Below are 21063 nucleotides of genomic sequence, written 5' to 3'. Positions count from 1 at the left end.
GGAATAGAAATGCCTGTTTATTACGCTTTGACAAATCCTGCATATCGGACAAAAGGTGAGAATAAAGACATTAAACTAGTCAAGTTTGGTAAGACAAAAGACGTGTCCAGTCTTCCCAAAAGGATGCATGATTTGCAGACAACAGGGGTTCCAGACCCTTTCACCTGTATTTGTGCGATTCAAGTTCCCGATAAAGATCCTAAAAACTATGAGAATCTGATACATAGAGCATTGAAAAGGCACAGACAATCTGGCAGAGAGTTTTTTACCATTGGTCATGAAGGAGCCATTGCTTTGATGAAAATGATGCCGGGCAAAGATGTTACATCTAAGGTAAAACCAAATGGAAAACCGAAGAGTCTGGAAACGAAAAAAGTAGAGAAGACAGTTTTAAACAAACTGCCAGCATTTACATTCAGTAGTGCCAAAGTGCCGATGGGGGCTATTCTCAAGTTCAAAGGCAGCCCATCTTTAACTGCCAAAGTTGTTGGTGACAAGGAAATACAATTTCGTGGAAAAAAGATGAGTTTGAGTAGATCTGCGGGTCTGGTAATGAAAGAAAAAGGGCTTAGTCCTAGTGTTGCTGGGACGGCATACTGGGAATACAAGGGTGAAACTTTGGACGAAAGACGCCGCAAAGTGGAGACTTTGGGGAAGTCTTCAGCAAGAAGGTCTGCTTTTACATTCGGTGGCGTTGGTCTAACAAAAGGCGCAATTTTGAAATTCCAGTCTAATCCTTCAATAACTGCCAAAGTAGATGGTGATAAAACTATAGAGTTTAGAGGCAAAAAGACCTCTTTAAGCGCAGCAGCAAAGGAACTTTTAAAACGGAGCACAGACGTTCAAGGCACACTTCATTGGACGGTAAAAGGCGAAACTTTGGATGAGAGACGCCGTAGACTTGAAGGCAAGAAAAAATAGTCAATGCCCGCCATCAACATCACACACAAAGACAAATCCGCTGAGATTGAATCCGGCGCGACTGTTGCCGAAGCGCTTGCCGCACTTGGCGCGGACAAGGGCGCAATCGGGGCTACTGCGGATGGCGCGCTTGTGGATTTGACTCAAAACCTCAGAGCAGACGCGAATTTGGAGCCCGTAAAACAAAACTCCGCCGAAGGGCTTGCTCTTGTGCGCCACACCGCCGCGCATGTTATGGCGGAAGCGGTTCAGGGGCTTTTTCAGAATGTGAAGGTTACAATCGGGCCCGTGATTGAAGACGGGTTTTATTACGATTTTGACACGCCCGAGCCGTTCACTCCCGAAGATTTGGAAAAGATTGAAAAGCGCATGGAAGAGATTGTTTCCGAAGACCGTCCGCTTACGCGCAAAACGGTTTCGCGCACCGAAGCCGTTAAAACTTTCTCGGACATGGGCGAGACATACAAAGTGGAAATAATCAACGATTTGCCCTCTGATGCGGAAATAACGATTTACAACCAGGGAAAATGGTTTGATTTGTGCAGAGGTCCCCACGCGCCTTCAACCGGCGCGGTCAAAGCGTTCAAACTTACATCTTCGGGCGGCGCGTATTGGCGCGGCGTTGAGACCAACCCGATGTTACAGCGCATATACGGAACGGCGTTTTCGGACAAAAAAGATTTGAGAATACACCTCGCGATGCTTGAAGAGGCGAAAAAGCGCGACCACAGAAAACTCGGGCGTGAACTGGGGCTTTTCACGCTCACCGATGAAGTGGGTCCGGGACTTGTTCTGTGGCATCCCAAAGGCGCGAGGGTGCGCGGAATCATTGAGGATTTCTGGCGCGCGGAACACAGAAAGGCGGGCTATGACATTCTTTACACCCCGCATATTGCGCGGCTTGACCTCTGGAAAACAAGCGGACACACCGATTTTTACACCGAAAGTATGTTCTCGCCCTCGCAGATTGACAACTCGGACTATCAAATCAAGCCGATGAACTGCCCGTTTCATATTCTGATTTACAAATCCGACATCAGAAGCTACCGCGACCTGCCTTTGCGGTGGGCGGAGATTGGCACGGTTTACAGATATGAGCGCAGTGGCGTGCTTCACGGGCTTCTCAGGGCAAGGGGTTTTTCTCAGGATGACGCGCATATATTCTGCCGTCCCGACCAGATAGGCGATGAAGTGGGCGGCGTTTTGGATTTGACGCTTTTATTCTTGAAAAAATTCGGTTTTGACAATTTTGAAGTTTTTCTCTCAACCCGCCCGGACAAGTTTGTCGGAAGCGAAGAGGACTGGGAAGCCTCAACCGAAGCGATGAAGTCCGCTCTTGCCGCGAAAGGGCTTGAATACTCCATAGACGAAAAAGGAGGCGCTTTTTACGGGCCCAAGATAGATATCAAAATCAAGGACGTTCTCGGAAGGTCTTGGCAGTGTTCCACGGTTCAGTTAGACTTCAATCTCCCGAAAAGGTTTGACATGACCTTTGTGGGCGAGGATAATTCCCGCCACGTTCCGATAATGATTCATCGAGCGATATTTGGTTCGCTTGAGAGGTTTTTCGGGATTTTGGTGGAACATTACGGCGGAGCGTTTCCTCTGTGGATTAGTCCGACGCAGGTGAGAGTTGCCACGGTGACGGATAAGCACATTGATTACGCGAAATCAGTCGTTGAGGTTTTGAAGGAGAAAGGAATAAGGGTTGAAGAGGATTTTAGAAACGAAAAACTTGGTTACAAAGTCAGAGAAGCTCAGGTTATGAAAATACCGTATCTGCTTGTAATCGGAGAAAAGGAAGCCGCGGACGCGGTTGTGGCGCCGAGAAAATATGGAAGTGAAAGTTTGAACCCGATGGGGATTGGCGAGTTTATTGAGATATTAGGCTCCGAAAGTGGCGGGGAGATGTTGTTATAAGGGGTCCCAGAAGAAAACCCGACAAACGCGCTCCCGCAACTCGTGTAAACCGTAGGATAAGGGCTCCTAAGGTGAGGATGATTGACGATGAGGGAAATCAACTCGGTGTTTTGACTATAGAGGATGCTCTTGCCATAGCCGCGGAGAAGGAACTTGATTTGGTTGAGATTTCTCCCGATTCAAAACCGCCGGTTTGCAGGCTTGTTGATTATGGAAAATACAAATACTTACAGAAAAAGAACACGCGCAAGCAAAAGCCCAGCCCTATCAAGGAGATTAAGTTGAGGCCGCACATAGGACAGCATGATTTGGCGGTGAAAATGGGACGGCTCAAAGGATTTCTTCAGGACGGTTGCAAAGCGAAACTCAGGGTTATGTTCAGGGGAAGGGAGTTTGTACATCAGGGCAACGGATTTGAACTTATTTCCTCAATAGTGCAGGAGGTTGCGGATTTGGGTAAAATTGATTCTCCCGCGAAGCTTGAAGGCAGGAACATTGTGGCGGTTTTGTCGCCCGTGAAATCTCCGTCTTCGGGCGGGCGCTCAGATAGCCGTGAGGTTAACAATGAAGACCGTGGCGGTGGCAAGAAGCCGGAGGAAAACATCAGAGAGGGTGGTGCGCAGTTGTGAAAAACAAGATGAAAACAAACAGAAGCGCGGCGAAGCGGTTTTCTTTCACCGCGAGCGGAAAAGTGAGGATGTCAAGAGGGGGCAGATCCCATCTCAATGTCAAAAAGAACGCCAAGAGAATGAGGCGGCTGGGTTCGGATCTCCATTTTGACGGGGCGGCGGCGAAAAGAATTGCGTCTTATGTTCCGAACAAATAGTTTCGGGAGTTTAAAAAATGAGAGTAACACCTTCAGTGGCGTCCAGAAACAGGCGCAAAAAGATTATCAAGCAGGCCAAGGGCTATTGGGGACGCAGGAAAAACAACCTCAGAAAAGCCAAAGAAACCCTTTTGCGCGCCATGGCGTATTCCTACCGCGACAGGCGGAACAGAAAAAGGGATTTCAGAGCGCTTTGGATAACAAGGATAAACGCGGCCGTCAGGCCATACGGGCTTTCATACAGCCGTTTCATTGCTGAACTTAAAAAATCCGGCATTGAGCTGGACAGAAAATCCCTTTCCGAACTCGCCATCAGAGACCCGCAGGCGTTTGAACGGATTGTAAAAACCGCAAGCGGAGAACGGGTCGCCGCAAACTAAAAAATCTCTTCCGTGAACATTTACGGCCGCGTCTCGCCTGAATGCGTGAGGTCGCCTTTGAGCGGACAGTTTTCGCAGTCCGGCTTTTTTTTATGACAAAACTGCTTCGCGGTTCGCACAATCAGGGCGTGATATTCGTTAAACAGCGCCGTTTCGCGCGGCAGATTTGCGGCAAACAACTCCTGCGCTTCGCCGTATGAAGTGCTTTCCGGCGTGAGTCCATGCCTTGAAGCGATTCTCTTTGTATAAGCGTCAATGACAAAAACGGGTTTTTCCGCGGCGTAGAGAATAATGCTGTCCGCCGTTTCGGGACCGATTCCTTCAAGCGCCAGAAGGATTTTTCTGAGCTTGCCCGTTTCTTCGGCGAGCAGCTCGCCGATGTTTCCGCCGTAGTCGCCCGCAACAAAACGGGTGAAAATTTTCAGCCTCCTCGCCTTCTGGTTGAAGTAGCCGGACGGCTTTATGAGCCGCGCCAGTTTCGCCACGGGCATTTTGTCAATTTCCCCGGGAGTAATCTCCGTTTCACTTTTCAGCCGTGCGATGGCTTTTTCAACATTTGTCCATGCCGTGTTTTGGGTCAGAACGGCTCCGACCACGCACTCAAAAGCGGTTTGCGAGGGCCACCAGTTCTGTGCGCCGTAACGCTCAAACATTGCGCCGTATATGTTCAGGAGTCTCCGCCGGATTTTGCTCACGGCGGCAATAATACACTGAAAGCGACCCGTTTTATTGACAACTTCACTCTGTAATGTTTAATCATATGCTTTCCGATGAACAGCACGGCCCTCCATACGAACCACACCGAAAGTGGCGCCACAATGGTTGAATTTGCCGGTTGGCAGATGCCGCTTTTTTATTCCTCCATAATTGACGAACACCGCGCCGTGCGCTCCGAATGCGGAGTTTTTGACGCGAGCCACATGGGAGAGATAGAGATAACCGGGCCGGACGCACAAGCCCTTTGCCAGCGGCTTGTTACAAATGACATAGCCCGAATGGGTGAAATGCGCGCTCAATACAATCTGTTTTGCAATGAGGATGGCGGAATTCTTGACGACCTGATGGTTTACCGGTTTTCGCCCGAAAGGTTTATTCTTTGCGTCAACGCCTCCAACACTCAAAGTGACTTTGAGTGGATAGCCGCGCACGCGCGCGGATTTTCCACCGAAGTGAACGATATAAGTGCGCGGGTTGCGCTTGTGTCCGTTCAGGGACCGAAATCCGTCGAAGTTGTAAGCCGCGTTCTGGGCTCCGGAGTTGAGATACCCGCAAGGTTTTCTTTCACGGTTTACGGACAGACGGACTCGTTTGTTTCACGAACCGGCTATACCGGCGAAGACGGCTTTGAGATTTTTCTTCCTCCGCAAAACGCGCCGGAGCTTTGGAGCGACATTATTTCAGACGCCGGTGTAACAATGTGCGGTCTCGGGTGCAGAGACACTCTGCGCCTTGAGATGGGATATTCGCTTTACGGGAACGAAATCTCGCAAAGCGTAACCCCGTTTGAAGCCAATCTCGGAAAATATGTAAAAATGGACAAGGGGGATTTCTGCGGCAGAGAGTCGCTTGAACAAGCGCTCTCCGATGGCGCGCGCCGCGCCCTGTGCGGTCTTGAAATGGTTGAGCCGGGAATCCCGCGCCACTCATACAAGGTGTTTTGCGGGAATACGGAAGTGGGAGAGGTAACGAGCGGAACGATGTCTCCGAGTCTGGAAAAACCAATCGGACTTGCGCTGATTGACTGTTCCGTGCTCCGGACCGCCCGGCGTAGCGGCGTTGAAATCCAGATTAGAAACGCCCGCAAAAAAGCCGTTCTCACAAATCCGCCGTTTTACAGAAAAAATACACAGGAGGAGCAACGATGAGCGTGCCGGATAATTTAAGATACACCGAAGAACACGAATGGGCCCTGCTTGAAGGGGATGTTGTAACGGTTGGCCTGACGGACTACGCGCAACAGTCTCTGGGCGAAATAGTTTTTGTGGAAGCCCCTCTTGAAGGAGCCGGTTTCGGCGAAGGCGATGTGCTGGGAGCCGTTGAGTCCACAAAGGCGGTATCGGACATTTTCTGCCCCGTTGCGGGCAAGGTGGTTGAGGTGAACGAAACCCTTATTGACTCTCCCAACACAATCAACAACTCTCCCTACGGGGACGGCTGGCTGGTTAAAATTGCTCCTGACGGCCCTTTTTCGCTTGAAGATTTGATGGATTCCGAAGCGTATAAAAAGTTTCTGGAGACCTCCGCGTAATCCCCGCCCTCAAAGGTTGTTGATGAGTAAAACCTACCATTTAGACGGTTTTGAGTTCAGGCACATCGGGTCTGCCGGCGCGGACTCCGAACAGATGCTCGGCGCCATCGGTGTCAAATCGCTTGATGAACTCATAGAGCAGGCGGTTCCCCGCGACATTCTGAATGACAAACCCCTTTCCCTGCCGCCCGCTGAGGACGAACACTCTTTCGCCGCACGCATGAGGGAGGTTGCTTCACTCAACAAGCAGTTCAAATCTTTCATCGGGCTCGGCTACTACGGTTGTAAGACGCCGGAGGTGATTAAAAGAAACGTTCTGGAAAACCCCGGTTGGTATACGCAATACACCCCCTATCAGGCGGAAATTGCGCAAGGGCGGCTGGAAGCGCTTCTCAATTTTCAAACCGTTGTATGCGATTTGACCGCGATGGATATTGCCAACGCTTCTCTGCTTGACGAATCAACGGCGGCGTGCGAGGCGATGGCGATGTTTCACAGAATCGCTTCCGGAAAATCGCGCGCGCGAGCGCCAAACAGGTTTTTTGTTGATTCCGGCTGCTTTCCGCAGACGATTGAGGTTTTGAAGTCTCGAACCGAGCCGCTCGGAATAGAGATGGTTGTTGGTGATTTTGAGAGTTTTGACCCTGAGGGCGGTTTTTTCGGCGCGTTGCTTCAGTTTCCGGACAGATACGGGCGAGCGCGCGATTACTCCGCTTTCATTGAGAAAGCCCACAAAGAGGGGGTTCTCGTGGCAGTCGCGGCGGATATTTTGTCTCTCGCGATTTTCACTCCTCCCGGAGAGATTGGAGCGGACGCTGTTGTAGGCTCAACCCAGCGGTTCGGCGTTCCGATGGGTTGCGGGGGACCCCACGCGGCTTATTTCGCGACCCGAAGCGATTTTCAGCGTCAGGTTCCGGGCAGGATTATCGGTGTTTCGGTTGACCGCGACGGCTTGCGCGCTTACAGAATGTCGCTTCAGACGCGTGAGCAGCACATAAGAAGGGAAAAGGCGACTTCCAACATCTGCACCGCGCAATCTCTGCCCGCGATTATGGCGGCGATGTATTGCGTGTATCACGGCGCCGAAGTGCTTGAAAAAATGGCGCGGAAAATTCATTCCTCGGCGGTCGTTCTTTCACGCGAACTTGAGAAACTCGGATTTTCGTGCGATGGCGAGTGTTTTTTTGACACCCTTTCGTTTGATCTTTCGCAAATGCCCGAAGGAACCGCAGAGAGGATCAGGGAAATTTCGCTCAAAAACGGCGCGAACTTTCTTCACGACCGGAACAGGGTCGGCATTTCGCTTGACGAGACGACCGAAACGGCGGAATTGAAACTGATTTTACGGATATTCTCAGAAGCGGTTTCAGCCGCCGCGCCCGAAATACCGCAAGGCGCGGTTTCGGAGGAAAAAGACATGCGCGGCGCGCTCGCGAGAAAAACCGGTTTTCTGTCCCATCAGGTTTTTAACACGCACCATTCGGAAACCGGGATGGTCAGATACTTAAAACGGCTTGAAAATAAAGACCTTTCCCTTACCCACTCCATGATACCTCTGGGTTCATGCACGATGAAACTCAATTCCGCTTCGGAACTTGCTCCCGTAAGTTTGAGCGGTTTTGCGAACATTCACCCGTTCGCCCCGCGCGACCAGTTGAAGGGGTATGAGCGGCTCATAACCGAACTCGGCGCGAGTCTTTGTGAAATAACCGGATTTTCCGCCGCGTCCCTGCAACCGAACTCCGGCGCTCAGGGGGAATTCGCCGGACTTATGGTCATAAGGGCTTACCACAGGAGCAACGGGGATGAGGGCAGGAACGTGGTTCTTGTGCCGTCTTCGGCTCACGGAACAAATCCCGCGAGCGCGGCGGCGGCGGGAATGAAGGTTGTTATAACCGGCTGCACGCAGGGCGGCTCAATAGACATCAAGGATCTTGAGAAAAAATGCTCCGAGCACTCCGCTTCTCTCGCCGCGATAATGATTACCTATCCCTCCACGCACGGGGTTTTTGAGAAAGACATAAAACGGGTCTGCTCAATTGTTCACGAACACGGCGGGCAGGTCTATATGGACGGCGCAAACCTCAACGCGCAGGTCGGAATCACAAACCCCGCATTCATAGGGGCGGATTTGTGCCATGTTAATCTGCACAAAACTTTCAGCATACCGCACGGCGGCGGCGGGCCCGGAATGGGCCCCATTTGCGTCGCGGAGCATCTGGCCGCATTTCTGCCCGGGCATCCGTTTGAGGACTCCGGACCGGGCGGAACCGCTCCGGTCTCTTCGGCTCCGTGGGGAAGCGCGAGCATATCCATCGTTTCCTATGCATATATAAAACTGCTCGGCTCGCAAGGCTCGCGGCGCGCTACCATGCACGCCATACTCAACGCCAATTACATGAAACAGCGGCTCGCGCGGACTTACAAGGTTCTGTATGAGGGCGATAGGCGAAGAGTTGCCCACGAGTTCATTCTGGATTTGAGAGAGTTCAAGAAGACCGCCGATATTGAAGTTGAGGATTTTGCCAAAAGACTTATGGACTATGGGTTTCACGCGCCGACCGTTTCATGGCCGGTTGCGGGCACGATAATGATAGAGCCGACTGAGAGCGAATCAAAAGCCGAGATTGACCGTTTCTGCGAGGCGCTTGAAAAAATCCGCGCTGAAATCGCCGAGATAGAGTCCGGCTCGGAAGACAGGGTTGTCAATGTGCTGAAAAACAGCCCGCACACGGCAAAAAATGTTACATCTGAAAAGTGGGACTTGCCGTATTCGCGGCAAAAAGCGTGCTTCCCGGCTGATTTTGTCGCTGAAAATAAGTTCTGGCCCGCGGTCTCGCGCATAGACAACGCCTACGGAGACAGAAACCTATTCTGCACCTGCCCGCCGCCGGATGCGTATGAAGAGGATTAATTCGCCTGCGGGATTCTTACGTCTATGTGGGAACTTTCAACCCCCTCCTCTATGAGGGAGGCTATTATGCGTTCGGACTCAATCGTGGCGATTTTATCAATCAGAGAGAGTCTCATTTCAGGCGGAACAAGAGTTCCGCCTTCCTTGATGGCTATCACTTTAACTATATGAAATCCGGCTTTTGACTCAACGGGTCCGTTGATGTCGCCCGCCTGCGCTCCGTCCACGGCTTCGCGCAAGGGTTTAATGAGTTCGCCGTAGGTGAAATATCCGAGGTCTCCGCCCTTGCTCGCGGTTCGGACATCCGTTGAGTGCCGCAACGAGAGCGCGGCGAAATCCGCTCCTTCGGCTTTTGCCCTGTCCGCGATTGCGCGCGCGTTTTCAAGCGCGCGCGAGCCGTTTTTGGGCAAAAGAATGTGCGCTATTCTCACCTGAGAGTCTCTGCTTGCGTCCGGATTGATGCGCAGATAGAACTCCTCAATTTTTTTCTCGTCCATCGAAAACCCCAGACGCTCCACCTCATGCCGGACAAGTTTTGAGGTTAAAAGTTGAATCTTTATCTCGCTGAAAAACTCATTCAGCGTGGTTTGTTTTTTCGCGAGAAAATTGACGAGTCCCTCGTCGTTGAGTTCCTGGGACTGTTTGAATATTTTAACTGCGGCGGCGAGTTCGTCCTTTGAGACGCTCAAGTTTTTTCCCTCCGCTGTCTGCGTGAGGATCATTTCCTGCACAACGGCGTTTACTATCTCTTTGCGGTTTGCCTGCGGAAACCGGCTTTTTATCTCTCTTTCTTTTTTCCCGTATTCGGAAAGAGTGACAACAGAGTCATTGACTACAATCGCTATGCCGTCAACGGGTTCGGCGGCCGACAGTCCCGGAAAAACGAACACAACCGCGAGCGCAAGCGTTAAGATTATTTTGGAGCGATTCACGAGCGCTATTGTACACCCTAAACCTGTTTTATAGAAGAAAGCAGCCGCGCCGCGCTTCTGGCCGCCGGTTCGGGAAGCCCTCCGAGAGAGCGTATTTTCCATCCGTCCCGGGTTTTAGAAAAAAGCGCTTTCGTGTCCGTGCCGTCTTTTGTTGCGTAAGCGCCCGCGTTTTCAGCGTCTATTTCCATAAAACCGACCGAGTGTTTTTTAAGCACTGTTTTGAGTTCGGTGAGCGCAAGCAGGTTGGCGAGGCAGCGCGGAACGGGACCGAAGCGGTCTGTGAGTTCCCTTTTAATCTCTTTGACCTCGCTCATCGCGGACGCCAATGAGATTCTTTTGTAAAACACAAGCCTCTCGCCGCCGTTTTTCACATAGTCTTCGGGAATGCGCGCCTCAATTTTCGTTCTGATTTCCGGCTCAACCTTGCGGCGCGGCTTGCCGGTTTTCAGTTTCTCCACCGCCTCGCGCAGCATATCAAGATAGAACTCAACCCCGACAGCGGCGACATGCCCGGACTGCGCAACACCGAACAGATTTCCCACCCCTCTCATGCGCATATCAGAGAAAGCGAGTTCGTATCCGGAGCCGAAGTCCCACAGTTCCGCAAACCTCTCAAGTCGTTTCCACGCGGTTTCAGTGAGCGAATGTTTGTTGCTCACCAACAGGCAGGCGTGCGCCTGTTCCCTGCCTCTGCCCACGCGCCCTTTGAGTTGATAAAGGTCCGCGATGCCGAAGGTGTGCGCGTCATTGATGATTATTGTATTAGCCCTTGTGATGTCCAGTCCGGACTCCACTATTGAGGTTGTTATCAGCATGTCCGTGTCTCCGCGCGCGAACTTTTCAATCCTCGTTTCAAGGTCTTTTTTGCCCATTCTTCCGTGAGTAACCCCGGTTGAAACCTGCGGGACTATCTCTTTGAGGCGGTTTGCCACCGCAGCGATGGTTTCAATCCTGTTATGGATGAAAAATACGCCGCCGCCGCGCGCAATTTCCCGCTCAACAAGGTCGCGTATCAGGGGCGCGTCCCATTTCCTAATCTGTATTTTCACGGGAAGCCGCCCGTGTGGAGGGGAATGAATCGTGCTTATGTCCCTTATTCCCGTGAGCGACAGTTGAAGCGTTCGCGGGATTGGAGTTGCCGACAGCGAAAGCACATCAAGGTTCGCTTTGAGCGTTTTCAGTTTTTCCTTGTGCCTGACACCGAATTTGTGCTCTTCATCTATTATCATAAGACCAAGATTTTTGAATTTGACCTTGTTGCCGAGAAGTTTGTGCGTTCCGATTACGATGTCCGCCGTTCCGCGCTCCATGCCCTCAAGAACGGCTTTTTCCTCACTCGGAGAGTTGAATCTTGAAAACGCGACCGCATTCACGGGGAACTTTTCAAGACGGCCCCGCGCGGTTTTAAGATGCTGCACCACAAGCAGTGTGGTGGGCGCTATGAAGGCGACCTGGAAGCCGTCCATCACGGCTTTTACAGCCGCCCGTAAAGCCACTTCGGTTTTGCCGAAACCGGTGTCGCCGCAAATCAGCCGATCCATCGGGCGCGGCGATTCCATGTCTTCCATAACGTCTTCAATGGCTTTTTTCTGGTCGGGCGTTTCTTCAAACATAAAACCTATTTCAAACTCGCGAAACTCCACATCCGGCTTGGAAAAACTGTGCCCGTCGTCGGACTTTCTGCTTGCGTAAAGCTCAAGCAATTCTCTGGCGACCGTTTCAGTTGCCTGTTTTGCGCCCCGCACGGTTTTGACCCATGCGGCGGAGCCCAGTTTGTCAATTTTCGGCATTTCGTCTTCGTTTCCAACATATCTGTGCAGAAATTTGAACTTTAATACGGGCACGTAAACGCTATCGCCGCCGTGATATTCACACTCTATAAAATCGGCTTTCTCCCCCCGTATGGTCAGATTTTTCAAACCCCGGAATATCCCGATTCCAAATTCGCGGTGGACGATGAGATCACCGTCTTTTATATCTCCGAAATTCGCTTCAAACCCGGACACCGGAAATTTCCCTTTCGCGCTGCGGGGTTTTACGGCGGGTATTTTTTCGGCGAAATCACGTTCGTCTATAAAAGCCGTTCCGATGTCGGGAAAAACAAAACCCCCGCCCGATGTTCCCTCAAAAAAATCCGCGGTATCGACACCCTGTTCGGCGAAAATTTCCCGTATTTTTTCAATTTCGTTTTTGCTCTCAAGAAAAAGTTTCAGTTCGTAGCCGCTCTCGCGCAGGCGTTTTGCCGCGCCGAGCATTTTGCCCGAAGTGGTCGTTCCGGTGTCCGCGCGCGCGGTTTTTGAGGTTTGGAAATCAATTTCGCCCGCGCCGAATGCCGGAACTTCCACCGTTTTGCGTTGTTCAATCTCCTCTGTGATTTCACGGACACTCAAAATGTTTTCCCTGTTTTCAGGAGCGAGGTCTTTGAGAGTCTGCTCAACGCCGCCCTGCGAAGTTTCAATAAAAACGACCGTGTTTTTTCCGCAGCAGTCAAAAATTGATGACAAAGCCGCGCCGTTGTCCGCGCTTGCGGCGGGCAGAATCCGCTCTTTTTCCGTTCGCGTTTCGGATATTTGTGTTTGCGGGTCAAAAGTCCTCATTGACCTTATTTTGTCACCCGCAAACTCAACGCGCAGGGGAGGCTGCTTTCCTGCGCGTGCGATGTCAACAATGGCTCCTCTTACACTCATTTCGCCTTCAAGGCGCGCGAACTCTTTTTTTTCATAGCCGGCTTCGGAAACCCGCCGTATAAAATTGTCGCGCTCAATTTCGTCTCCGGTTTTTACCGGAATTGACGCCGATTGCAGAAAAGACGGAGACACAATTTTTTCAAAGATTGTTTCAATATCCGCGCACACAATCGGGGCTACTTGAGCCCGCACGGCGAAAGAGGTTTCGCGCGGGTTTAAGACCGGAGGTTCTTCGCCCGTGAAAGTTTCCACAGCTTTACTCGCACGGCGGAGGTTTTCCTTTGAGCCCGCAATATAAAGAACACGGGTTTTCAGGAATTTTTGTGTGAGAACGGCAGTGAGGAATACCGCGCCTCCGGTGAGTCCGGAAACCTGTATTTTTTCGCGGCCGCGCCGCAAAAGGGCGGTGAGTTCCCCGATTTTGTTTCCGGTGTCGGACGCAAAATGGCTGAATTTATCCGCGATGGTCTTTGCGGATTCTTGCTCTACGCGCCGCGCAGTTTGCCCGCTATTATTTCTCCCATTTTGCGGCATCCGACTTTCTTTTTTCCTTTTTCGTAAATGTCAGGCGTTCTGAAATCTTCATCAAGCGCACTTTCCACCGCGCAGTCTATTTGTTCAGCGGTTTCGTCCATCGCGAAAGAGTATTTGAGCATCATCGCGACGGAAAGTATGGCGGCGATGGGGTTGGCGATGTCTTTGCCCGCGATGTCCGGTGCGCTTCCGTGAACCGGCTCATATATTGCCCCGCCGTCCCCTATGCTCGCCGAAGGAAGCATGCCCAGCGAGCCGGTCAATTGCGCCGCCTCATCGCTTATTATGTCCCCGAACAGATTGCCCGCGAGAATCACATCAAAACTTCCGGGCCTTCTTATGAGCTGCATCGCCGCGTTGTCCACATACAGGTGGTCAAGTTTAACATCGGGAAATTCATCGCACCCGATTTTTGAAACCGTGTCGCGCCACAGAACCATTGACTCAAGAACGTTGGATTTGTCAACGGAGGTCAAAATCCCTTTTCGTGACCGTGCCGCCGAAAAAGCGCGCCGCGCCACCCGCTCTATTTCGCCCGTTGAATAGCGCAGAGTGTTTATTCCCTCAAGTTCACCGCCGGGCTTGTTTTTAATTCCCCTCGGTTCGCCGAAATAGATGCCTCCCGTGAGTTCGCGCACAACGAGAATGTCCGTTCCGGCAACAACATTTTTTTTGAGCGTTGAGGCGTCCGCGAGCGCCGGATAGACCTTTGCGGGACGCAGATTCGCGTAGGTTTTAAGTTGTTTTCTGAGAGTTAAAAGTCCCGTTTCCGGCTTGATTGAGTGTTCAACATTTTCCCACTTTTCCCCTCCGACCGCTCCGAGAAGCACTGCGTCTGTGGCTTGCGCCTTGGCGAGAACCTCATCCGTTACGGGAACGCCGTGTTTGTCTATTGAGCAACCGCCGAACAGTTCGGTTTCTTTTTCAAACGAAACGCCGGATATTTTTTCGGCTTCCGAGAGAACGCCGAGAGCCGCAGAAATTACTTCGGAACCGATTCCGTCTCCGGGAATTACAAGAATTTTCGGCATTTGAGGGGTCAGTATATCACTTTTCCTTGTGGCGTTGATTTGGTCGCCCATTTCGGCATATTTTCAAACGTGCCGGGCATTATACTCAACATTGTCAAGAAAAAGCCCCTGCGGTGGAGCGGCGATGACATCGCGGGTTTTTTCGCCGGTTTTTAGAATTTCCCCGAAACCTTTGACGGTTAGGGTTTCCTTGCCCACACGCACAAGCGTTCCGACAATAAGCCGCACCATGCGTTTGAGAAATCCGTCCGCGGAAATTGTGAAAATTATAAAGTCCCCGTCCCGTTTTATATTTGCGGAAAAAACCGTTCTCACGGTTGTTTTTACCTTCGCGTCCGCGTTCGCGAACACGGCAAAATCATGTTTTCCCGCGAGGCACGCGCATGCGGCGTTCATTGAATTCACATCCAGTTTTTGCGGTATATACCAGCATGTTTTTCTGTCCAGAGCGGGTGGCGCGGCGCGGTTGAGTATTTTGTAAAAATATGTTTTTTTCTTTGAGCAAACGCGCGAATGAAAACCTGCGGGGGCTTCCTCAAGCGATTTTACCGTTATGTCGCGCGGCAAAACCGAATTAAGCGCCTTGCAGAGTTTTTCCTCGCTCATTTTTGACGAAGTGAGAAAATTTGCGACCTGGCCGATTGCGTGAACGCCCGCATCCGTTCTGCCCGAGCCCGCAACCGATATTTTTTCATTTGTAATTTTCAGCAGGGCGTTTTCTATTTTTTCCTGAATTGTTTCGCCGGAGTTTTTCTGTCTCTGCCAGCCGCTGTAATCGGTGCCTTCGTATTCAACTGTTATTTTAATGTTTCTCAACTCTTTTTTCTTATATAAAAGGTGCGGACGCTTTTGAGATTGCCGGAGTCTTTTGCGGTTATTTTCAGTTCGTTCACGCCGTCTTCAAGGGGAAGGTTGAATTTAAAATTCTGATTTTTACCCTCCGAATTTATAATGTGTATTTTGTCGCCATTGTTGAAAAAGGAGATGTTGACCACGGGGTCAGAGTCGCTCACTGAACCATTTATTTCTATCTCTTTTTTGTCCGTCAGCAACACTTGAGAACCAAGCCGTATTGCCGGGGGGCTTTTAAGTGCATAAATAAAATCGGGCTTTGCTTTGCCTTGTGAGGGCGAAGTTATGTCGGTTTTTATCCAACCGCTTCTTTTTTTGTCGAGCCGCACCTTTGACCACTCGCCGACCCGTCCCTCAGATATGTAGGAAGACCCCTCCTTGGCGACCGAAACCTCCTGCGCGTCTTCAAAACTGCCGCCGAGTATAACGGCGTCCGCGGTTGTTTGAACGATTTCCTTCTTGCGGGAAAAACCCGCCGGTTCGTGCGCCGGAATGGTTATTTCGTATTTTGAGAAAAATCCGATTTGAAAGTCGTTCGCGATAAGATCAAATTCTGCCATGTCGGGGTATTCTTCTTTTCCCCATTCGCCCTTAACGCTGAATTTCATCACCACGTCCTTTGATTCGCCGGGTTTTATTTCCCCCATTTGCTCTATGGCTTTTTCAAGAAAAAGTTTTTTGCCCGACCGGTTTTTCAAATAAATTCCCAGTTCTTCGGCTTCACTTTTGCCGGTGTTTTTTATTCTGAAAAGCAGAGAGATTGTTTCTTTTTTATCTATTCTTCCGTCACCGTTGCCTTTTGAGCCGAACCTGCCATCATCAATTATTTCGTAGTTGTAACTGATGGAGGGGCTGACTTTTCCCTCAACCGCGGCAGTGAAGGTTTGAGAAAAAACCTCTTTTTTGGAGGAGTCAAAAAACCTGATAACGCATTCATCATTGCGTGTTGAGGCGTTGTCGGGAATTTTCAGTTCGGTTTTCCATGATGATTTTTTGCCGGGGTCGATTTTTCCGAAAATAAACTCTTTGTTGTCCAGAAGAGGATTTCCCGAATCAGTAACGGCGGTGAGCCTGTAAATCGGTTCACTTCCGAGATTTGTAACTTCAATATTTATTTCGGATTTTTCTCCGGCTTTGAATATTCCGTTGGCCGGAGTGATTTTTGAGCGAATTTGCGGTTTTTTTTCAGTTGTTTCCCCGTTCAACGACCAGTCCACTTTGAATTTCGCGAGTTTTTCCCTTATGCGCCCATCTTCTTCGCCGATGCTTTCAAGAACCTTTCCGGCCGTTTTGAGCATGTCGCTTCTGTAAGCTCCGTCAGCCATGTTTATTATCCGGCGTGCCGCCGTGATTAGCGGGTCTTTTTCCTTTTCTTTCATTTTTTCCTTTTTTGACACATTCTTGCGTTTCTTGTTTTCGTCGTCATCGGAAAGGAGCGATTCGTTGAGAATTTTGAACGCATAGAAAGGCGGGTTGGGCTCACGCCAGTCTTTTTCGTTCTTGTTTTCCTCTCTGTATTTTTCAAGCAGGAAAGAGAATTCGGGAGTTTTGTAAATTGTTCTTTTTTCTGAGAAATCAACCTGTTCAATAAATATGTCGGGCATTATGCCGACTTTGTGAATAGAGATATTTCCGGGAATAAGATAGCCGCCTATCGTGAGTTTCAGTGCCGAGCCGTCTTCAAGTTCAAAAATGTCCTGAATTGAGCCTTTGCCGAAAGTTTTTGTTCCCATTGTGAGCGCTCTGTCGTTCTCTTTGAGGGCTCCGGTTACAATTTCAGACGCACTCGCAGTGCCGGAATTAATTAAAACAACTGTTTTTTCCCGCAGTTCAAAAATATCTCTTGCATTGGCGGGACGCTCTCTGATGTCGTCGCCGGTTTTAACGCTGAAGACGGTGCCGTATTTCAGGAAAAGGTCGGAAATAAGGCCCGCTTGAGACAAAAGTCCGCCGGGATTGTCTCTTAAATCAAGAATTATTCCCGTAATCTTGCGCTCTTTTTTTCTTTTTTTCAGGGCTTCAACCGCGCTTTCGGTAGTGTTTCTCTGAAAATTTTTAATTTTCATGTAGAGGATTCCGTCCGAAAAAACGTAATCCTCAACGCTTTCTATTTTTATTATGTCTCTCACTATCGTGAGGGGTTCGGGTTTTTCCATTGAGTCTCTGAGTATTCTTATGTTTAAGGGCTCGCCCTTTGGTCCCCTGAGCCTGTGCACGGCCTCAACCAGAGACATATTCACGGTTGACTCATTTTCTATCTGGACAATTTTATCACCGGCTTTAATTCCCGCCCTGTAAGCGGGAGTGTCTTCAATCGGGGAAATGACGGTTATCCACCCCTTGCGCGTGCTGATGACAATTCCGAGCCCCGAAAAACTGCCTTCGGTCTCAATTATGAAATCTTTATAGTCTCTCGGGGGAATAATGCGCGAATGGCGGTCTATGGCTGCGAGCATTCCGTTGACCATTGTGTACTCTATTTTTTCGTTTTCTTTTTCCCATTCATGCGCGCTTAAACTCACAAAAGAAAACACCTCGCTTGATATTTTTTCAAGATCGCTCCACGAGCGCAGTTTTGCGCTGCGGAAACTTTTTCTCCTCTCCCCCACCACAAGTTCAAACGATTTTTCGTTTTTATTCCACTTAACAAGAACCTCGTCTATGCTGATTTCAAGGTTGTTAAGCCCCTCTTTGAGCATTTCCTCAAAATCAATCTCGGATTTGCTCACAAATTTCTCACTTAAAATCTCAAAAACCTCTCCGATAATTTGAGGGGACTGATGTTCCTGAGAAACGGCGGGAATTGAGATGTTTGCAACGGCATACACACACAGGGCGCAAATGCCCGTCAATATATGTTTTTTCAATTTTCCCAAAGTTCGGTGTTCCGCGCTCGAGATAAGGTGGTGTATAATACACAATCCGGATGGAAGTTCTTGTTCACTACGGGGATTTGACGCTCAAGGGGAAGAACCGGAGCGATTTCACCGCCGCTCTTGTGCGCAACGCCGAGGTCATAACCGGCGGGCGGTTTGAGGCACACAGAGAGCGCGTTGTTATGCGTGAAGGAAATCCCGAAAATCTCGGAAAAGTTTTCGGGATTTCATGGTATGCGCGTTGCCACACATGCCCGAAAAATCTTGATGAAATTGTGAAACTCACTCTGCGAGAAGTGGGGGAAATTCTTTCCTCATGCGGCGGCGGGAAAAAAACCTTCGCTGTTTTCGTCAAACGCTCTGATAAGCGGTTTCCGATGAAATCATCCGAAATCGCGTCCAAAGTTGGTGAGGAAATACGCTTGCGTTTCGGGCTCAAAGTCAACATCTCCGCGCCCGACCTGCCGGTCTATATCCGCATTGACTCTGACACCGCGCGCCTGCATTTTGAAAAAAAGCCCGGTCTCGGCGGGCTTCCGGTCGGCACTTCAGCCCCTCTTTTGTGCCTTCTTTCAGGCGGCATTGACTCTCCGGTCGCCGCTCTTTGCGCGATGAAGCGCGGTTGCAATGTTGATTTTCTCCATTTCCATGTTTTCCCCGATTTCTCCGGCGTGCTTGACACCAAAATAACGGATATTTTCGGCGTTCTACGCCGTTACGCTCCCGCTTCCAGGCTGTTTTTTGCGCCTTACAAATTTTTTCAGAGCCGCGCGCTCACGGATTTCCCGGACACGGGCTCATTCAGGGGCTACGAACTTGTTCTTTTCAGAAGATTTATGCTCAAAACCGCAAGTGCGTTTGCCGCGGAGCACGGTTACGGGGGCATCGTTACCGGAGATTGCATAGGGCAGGTCGCTTCGCAGACCATTGAAAACATCGGCAGCGCCTACATCGGGCTTGACCATCTTGTGCTGAGCCCGCTTTTTGGCTGGGATAAAAACGAAATAGTTGAAAAAGCGCGCCGCGCCGGAACCTACGAACACAGCATCAAGCCGTATAACGAATGTTGCTCGCTTGTTTCGCCGTCTCCGAGAACGAAGTGCCGGATTTCAGTTCTCAGGCGTCTTGAAGAAAAGGTTTCAATGGACGAAATAGCCGCCGCCACGCTCGGTGATGTTGAGCAGTACAGTCCCGCAGGAGGGCATGAATGAGCATCGTGCGGGTGGCTCTGTGCCAGATTAACTGCCGCGTGGGCGACATCAGCGGCAATGTTTCAAAGATTAAACGCGAAATTAAAAAAGCGCTCGCCTCCCGTGCGGACATCATTTGTTTTCCCGAACTCGCCGTTTGCGGATATCCGCCTGAAGACCTGCTTCTCAAACCCGGATTCATAGACAAAAATCTCAAAGGGCTTGAGCAAATAGTGAAGTGCGCCTATCCCCTCACGGTTGTCGCGGGTTTTGCGGAGAGGCGCGGAACAAAACAATCACCCGTTTTTTACAACTCCGCGGCGGTAATATCGGGTGGAAAAATCGCCGGAATTCACAGGAAAAATCTGCTTCCCAACTACGGTGTTTTTGATGAAAACCGCTATTTCGCGCCCGGAGACGGCGCGGCGCTTTTTGAGGGCGGGGGGTTCGCAATGGGCGTGAGCATCTGCGAAGACATCTGGTTTGAAGACGGTCCCGCGTTTGAGCAGGCGCGGCGCGGCGCGGATTTGATAATCAACATATCGGCTTCGCCGTATTCAATCGGCAAACCCGCCACGAGGGAGAAGATGCTTCGCGCACGGGCGAAAAAAGCCGGCACGGCGCTCGCTTTCTGCAACATGACGGGCGGACAGGACGAACTTGTTTTTGACGGACACAGCGCTTTTTTTGACAAAAAAGGAGCCGTAACCGCGAGGGCTCCGGGTTTTTGTGAAGATATGATTTTTGCCGATTTTGATGTCTCCACGCCCGGGAGAAAACGCCGCGCCGAGTACAAAATCAAATTTCCCGCCGCGAAGACACGCCTTACAAAAAAGCGCGCCGCCCCTCTCCCGCAAATAACGCCTTTTGCCGCCCGAAACGATGAAATCCTCTCCGCCCTTGTTCTCGGCACGCGCGACTATGTTGAAAAAAACAGCTTTGAGACTGTTGTAATAGGCCTTTCGGGAGGTATTGATTCCGCTCTTGTCAGTGCGGTCGCGGTTGAGGCGCTGGGTCCTGAAAGGGTTGTCGCAGTGAACATGCCGTCCATTTTCAGTTCAAAATCCGGCATAAAAGACTCGCAAACCCTCGCCGCGAATCTGGGAATTGAGCTTCGCTCTATTCCAATTGAGGGGATTATTTCTTCCTACAAAAAACACGCGCCGGAGCCGTTCAAACTCCGTGCGGGCGAAAAATCAAGCATCGCGCTTGAAAACATACAGGCACGCGTGCGCGGCAACATTCTCATGGCCTTTTCAAACCGTTTCGGCCGGCTTGTTCTCACGACCGGAAACAAAAGCGAACTCAGCGTCGGGTATTCCACGCTCTACGGCGACACCGCGGGCGGCTTCGCCGTCATAAAGGACGTGAAGAAAACCCTTGTTTACGAACTCGCGCGCCACTACAACAAAAAGCGCGGTTTTGAAGCCATTCCGAAGGCGGTTATTGAAAAGCCCCCGTCCGCCGAACTCAAGGCAAACCAGCGCGATTCAGACAACTTGCCGCCGTATAACGTTCTGGACGGGATTTTGAAACACTATGTTGAAGATGACAGAAGCGTTGCCGAAGTGATTTCCCTTTCCGGCGCGTCCGCCGGGGCCGTGCGGAAAATCGTTGACCTTGTTGACCGCAATGAATACAAAAGGCGACAGACCCCTCCGGGCGTAAAACTGACACGCAAGGCGTTCGGCAAAGACCGGCGTATGCCCATCACGAACTTTTACCACAACTGATTTGTCTCCCGTTCCGCGC

The 21063-nt window shown here is 50.6% G+C and carries 16 protein-coding genes; 10 read left to right on the top strand and 6 right to left on the bottom strand.

Translation table 11 applies throughout. The annotated features are described in order from the left end of the window. Positions 1 to 9: 9 nt before the first annotated feature. Genes ACY430_RS03470 through rplT form a run of 5 tightly spaced genes read left to right on the top strand, consistent with a single transcriptional unit; the run spans position 10 to position 4047 of the window. The gene (locus ACY430_RS03470; RefSeq protein WP_462137502.1) at positions 10 to 921 is read left to right on the top strand and encodes a GIY-YIG nuclease family protein; all 912 of its coding nucleotides are present in this window, start codon (positions 10 to 12) and stop codon (positions 919 to 921) included. Positions 922 to 924: 3 nt separating this feature from the next. Then, the gene (gene thrS / locus ACY430_RS03465; RefSeq protein ID WP_462137501.1) at positions 925 to 2841 is read left to right on the top strand and encodes a threonine--tRNA ligase; all 1917 of its coding nucleotides are present in this window, start codon (positions 925 to 927) and stop codon (positions 2839 to 2841) included. Beyond that, complete coding sequence (infC, locus tag ACY430_RS03460) at positions 2805 to 3470, top strand: translation initiation factor IF-3 (RefSeq protein WP_462137585.1); 666 nt, start codon at positions 2805 to 2807, stop codon at positions 3468 to 3470. The genes thrS and infC overlap by 37 nt, the downstream gene beginning before the upstream one ends. Next, the gene (rpmI, locus tag ACY430_RS03455; RefSeq protein WP_462137500.1) at positions 3467 to 3667 is read left to right on the top strand and encodes a 50S ribosomal protein L35; all 201 of its coding nucleotides are present in this window, start codon (positions 3467 to 3469) and stop codon (positions 3665 to 3667) included. The genes infC and rpmI overlap by 4 nt, the downstream gene beginning before the upstream one ends. Positions 3668 to 3684: 17 nt before the next feature. Next, the gene (rplT, locus tag ACY430_RS03450; protein WP_462137499.1) at positions 3685 to 4047 is read left to right on the top strand and encodes a 50S ribosomal protein L20; all 363 of its coding nucleotides are present in this window, start codon (positions 3685 to 3687) and stop codon (positions 4045 to 4047) included. A 20-nt stretch (positions 4048 to 4067) separates the two neighbouring features. Here the strand turns inward: rplT and ACY430_RS03445 are convergent, their stop codons facing one another. Next, positions 4068 to 4742: an endonuclease III domain-containing protein gene (locus ACY430_RS03445; protein ID WP_462137498.1), complete on the bottom strand. Its 675-nt coding sequence runs from the start codon at positions 4740 to 4742 to the stop codon at positions 4068 to 4070. Between the two features lie 75 nt (positions 4743 to 4817). On the opposite strand from ACY430_RS03445, the gene gcvT reads away from it, so the two are divergent. The 3 genes from gcvT to gcvP are packed head-to-tail and all read left to right on the top strand — an operon-like array spanning position 4818 to position 9209. Further along, positions 4818 to 5912: a glycine cleavage system aminomethyltransferase GcvT gene (gene gcvT / locus ACY430_RS03440; protein WP_462137497.1), complete on the top strand. Its 1095-nt coding sequence runs from the start codon at positions 4818 to 4820 to the stop codon at positions 5910 to 5912. Beyond that, complete coding sequence (gene gcvH, locus ACY430_RS03435) at positions 5909 to 6295, top strand: glycine cleavage system protein GcvH (protein ID WP_462137496.1); 387 nt, start codon at positions 5909 to 5911, stop codon at positions 6293 to 6295. The genes gcvT and gcvH overlap by 4 nt, the downstream gene beginning before the upstream one ends. Positions 6296 to 6317: 22 nt before the next feature. Further along, a complete protein-coding gene (gene gcvP / locus ACY430_RS03430; RefSeq protein WP_462137495.1) occupies positions 6318 to 9209 on the top strand; it encodes an aminomethyl-transferring glycine dehydrogenase in 2892 nt (963 codons plus the stop codon). Here gcvP and ACY430_RS03425 read toward each other — a convergent pair. From ACY430_RS03425 to ACY430_RS03405, 5 genes are read right to left on the bottom strand one after another with little or no spacing between them, the layout of a single operon-like run. Next, positions 9206 to 10141: a peptidylprolyl isomerase gene (locus ACY430_RS03425; protein WP_462137494.1), complete on the bottom strand. Its 936-nt coding sequence runs from the start codon at positions 10139 to 10141 to the stop codon at positions 9206 to 9208. The genes gcvP and ACY430_RS03425 overlap by 4 nt on opposite strands. A gap of 17 nt (positions 10142 to 10158) precedes the next feature. Beyond that, positions 10159 to 13362, bottom strand: coding sequence for a transcription-repair coupling factor (mfd, locus tag ACY430_RS03420; RefSeq protein WP_462137493.1), 3204 nt, complete (start codon positions 13360 to 13362; stop codon positions 10159 to 10161). Further along, on the bottom strand, positions 13314 to 14444 hold the full coding sequence (gene leuB, locus ACY430_RS03415) for a 3-isopropylmalate dehydrogenase (RefSeq protein WP_462137492.1): 1131 nt from the start codon (positions 14442 to 14444) through the stop codon (positions 13314 to 13316). The genes mfd and leuB overlap by 49 nt, the downstream gene beginning before the upstream one ends. 12 nt (positions 14445 to 14456) lie before the next feature. Then, a complete protein-coding gene (truA, locus tag ACY430_RS03410) occupies positions 14457 to 15209 on the bottom strand; it encodes a tRNA pseudouridine(38-40) synthase TruA (protein WP_462137491.1) in 753 nt (250 codons plus the stop codon). Further along, complete coding sequence (locus tag ACY430_RS03405) at positions 15206 to 18112, bottom strand: MXAN_5808 family serine peptidase (protein WP_462137490.1); 2907 nt, start codon at positions 18110 to 18112, stop codon at positions 15206 to 15208. Before ACY430_RS03405 ends, truA begins: the two co-directional genes overlap by 4 nt. A gap of 59 nt (positions 18113 to 18171) precedes the next feature. Here ACY430_RS03405 and thiI point away from each other — a divergent pair, with 59 nt between their 5' ends. Next, positions 18172 to 19332, top strand: a complete 1161-nt coding sequence (gene thiI, locus ACY430_RS03400) for a tRNA uracil 4-sulfurtransferase ThiI (protein WP_462137489.1) — start codon at positions 18172 to 18174, stop codon at positions 19330 to 19332. Then, positions 19329 to 21044: an NAD+ synthase gene (locus ACY430_RS03395; RefSeq protein ID WP_462137488.1), complete on the top strand. Its 1716-nt coding sequence runs from the start codon at positions 19329 to 19331 to the stop codon at positions 21042 to 21044. Before thiI ends, ACY430_RS03395 begins: the two co-directional genes overlap by 4 nt. The last annotated feature ends 19 nt before the right edge of the window (positions 21045 to 21063 follow it).

The organism is Candidatus Mycalebacterium sp. (genome assembly GCF_977828045.1).
This window is presented reverse-complemented; position numbering and strand designations above follow the sequence as displayed.

Coding starts and splice junctions, on each gene's coding strand:
- gcvT (WP_462137497.1), top strand. CDS start 4,818: ATGAACAGCACGGCCCTCCATACGAACCACACCGAAAGTGGCGCCACA.
- ACY430_RS03395 (WP_462137488.1), top strand. CDS start 19,329: ATGAGCATCGTGCGGGTGGCTCTGTGCCAGATTAACTGCCGCGTGGGC.
- thiI (WP_462137489.1), top strand. CDS start 18,172: ATGGAAGTTCTTGTTCACTACGGGGATTTGACGCTCAAGGGGAAGAAC.
- mfd (WP_462137493.1), bottom strand. CDS start 13,362: ATGCCGCAAAATGGGAGAAATAATAGCGGGCAAACTGCGCGGCGCGTA.
- ACY430_RS03470 (WP_462137502.1), top strand. CDS start 10: ATGCCTGTTTATTACGCTTTGACAAATCCTGCATATCGGACAAAAGGT.
- thrS (WP_462137501.1), top strand. CDS start 925: ATGCCCGCCATCAACATCACACACAAAGACAAATCCGCTGAGATTGAA.
- gcvP (WP_462137495.1), top strand. CDS start 6,318: ATGAGTAAAACCTACCATTTAGACGGTTTTGAGTTCAGGCACATCGGG.
- gcvH (WP_462137496.1), top strand. CDS start 5,909: ATGAGCGTGCCGGATAATTTAAGATACACCGAAGAACACGAATGGGCC.
- leuB (WP_462137492.1), bottom strand. CDS start 14,444: ATGGGCGACCAAATCAACGCCACAAGGAAAAGTGATATACTGACCCCT.
- rplT (WP_462137499.1), top strand. CDS start 3,685: ATGAGAGTAACACCTTCAGTGGCGTCCAGAAACAGGCGCAAAAAGATT.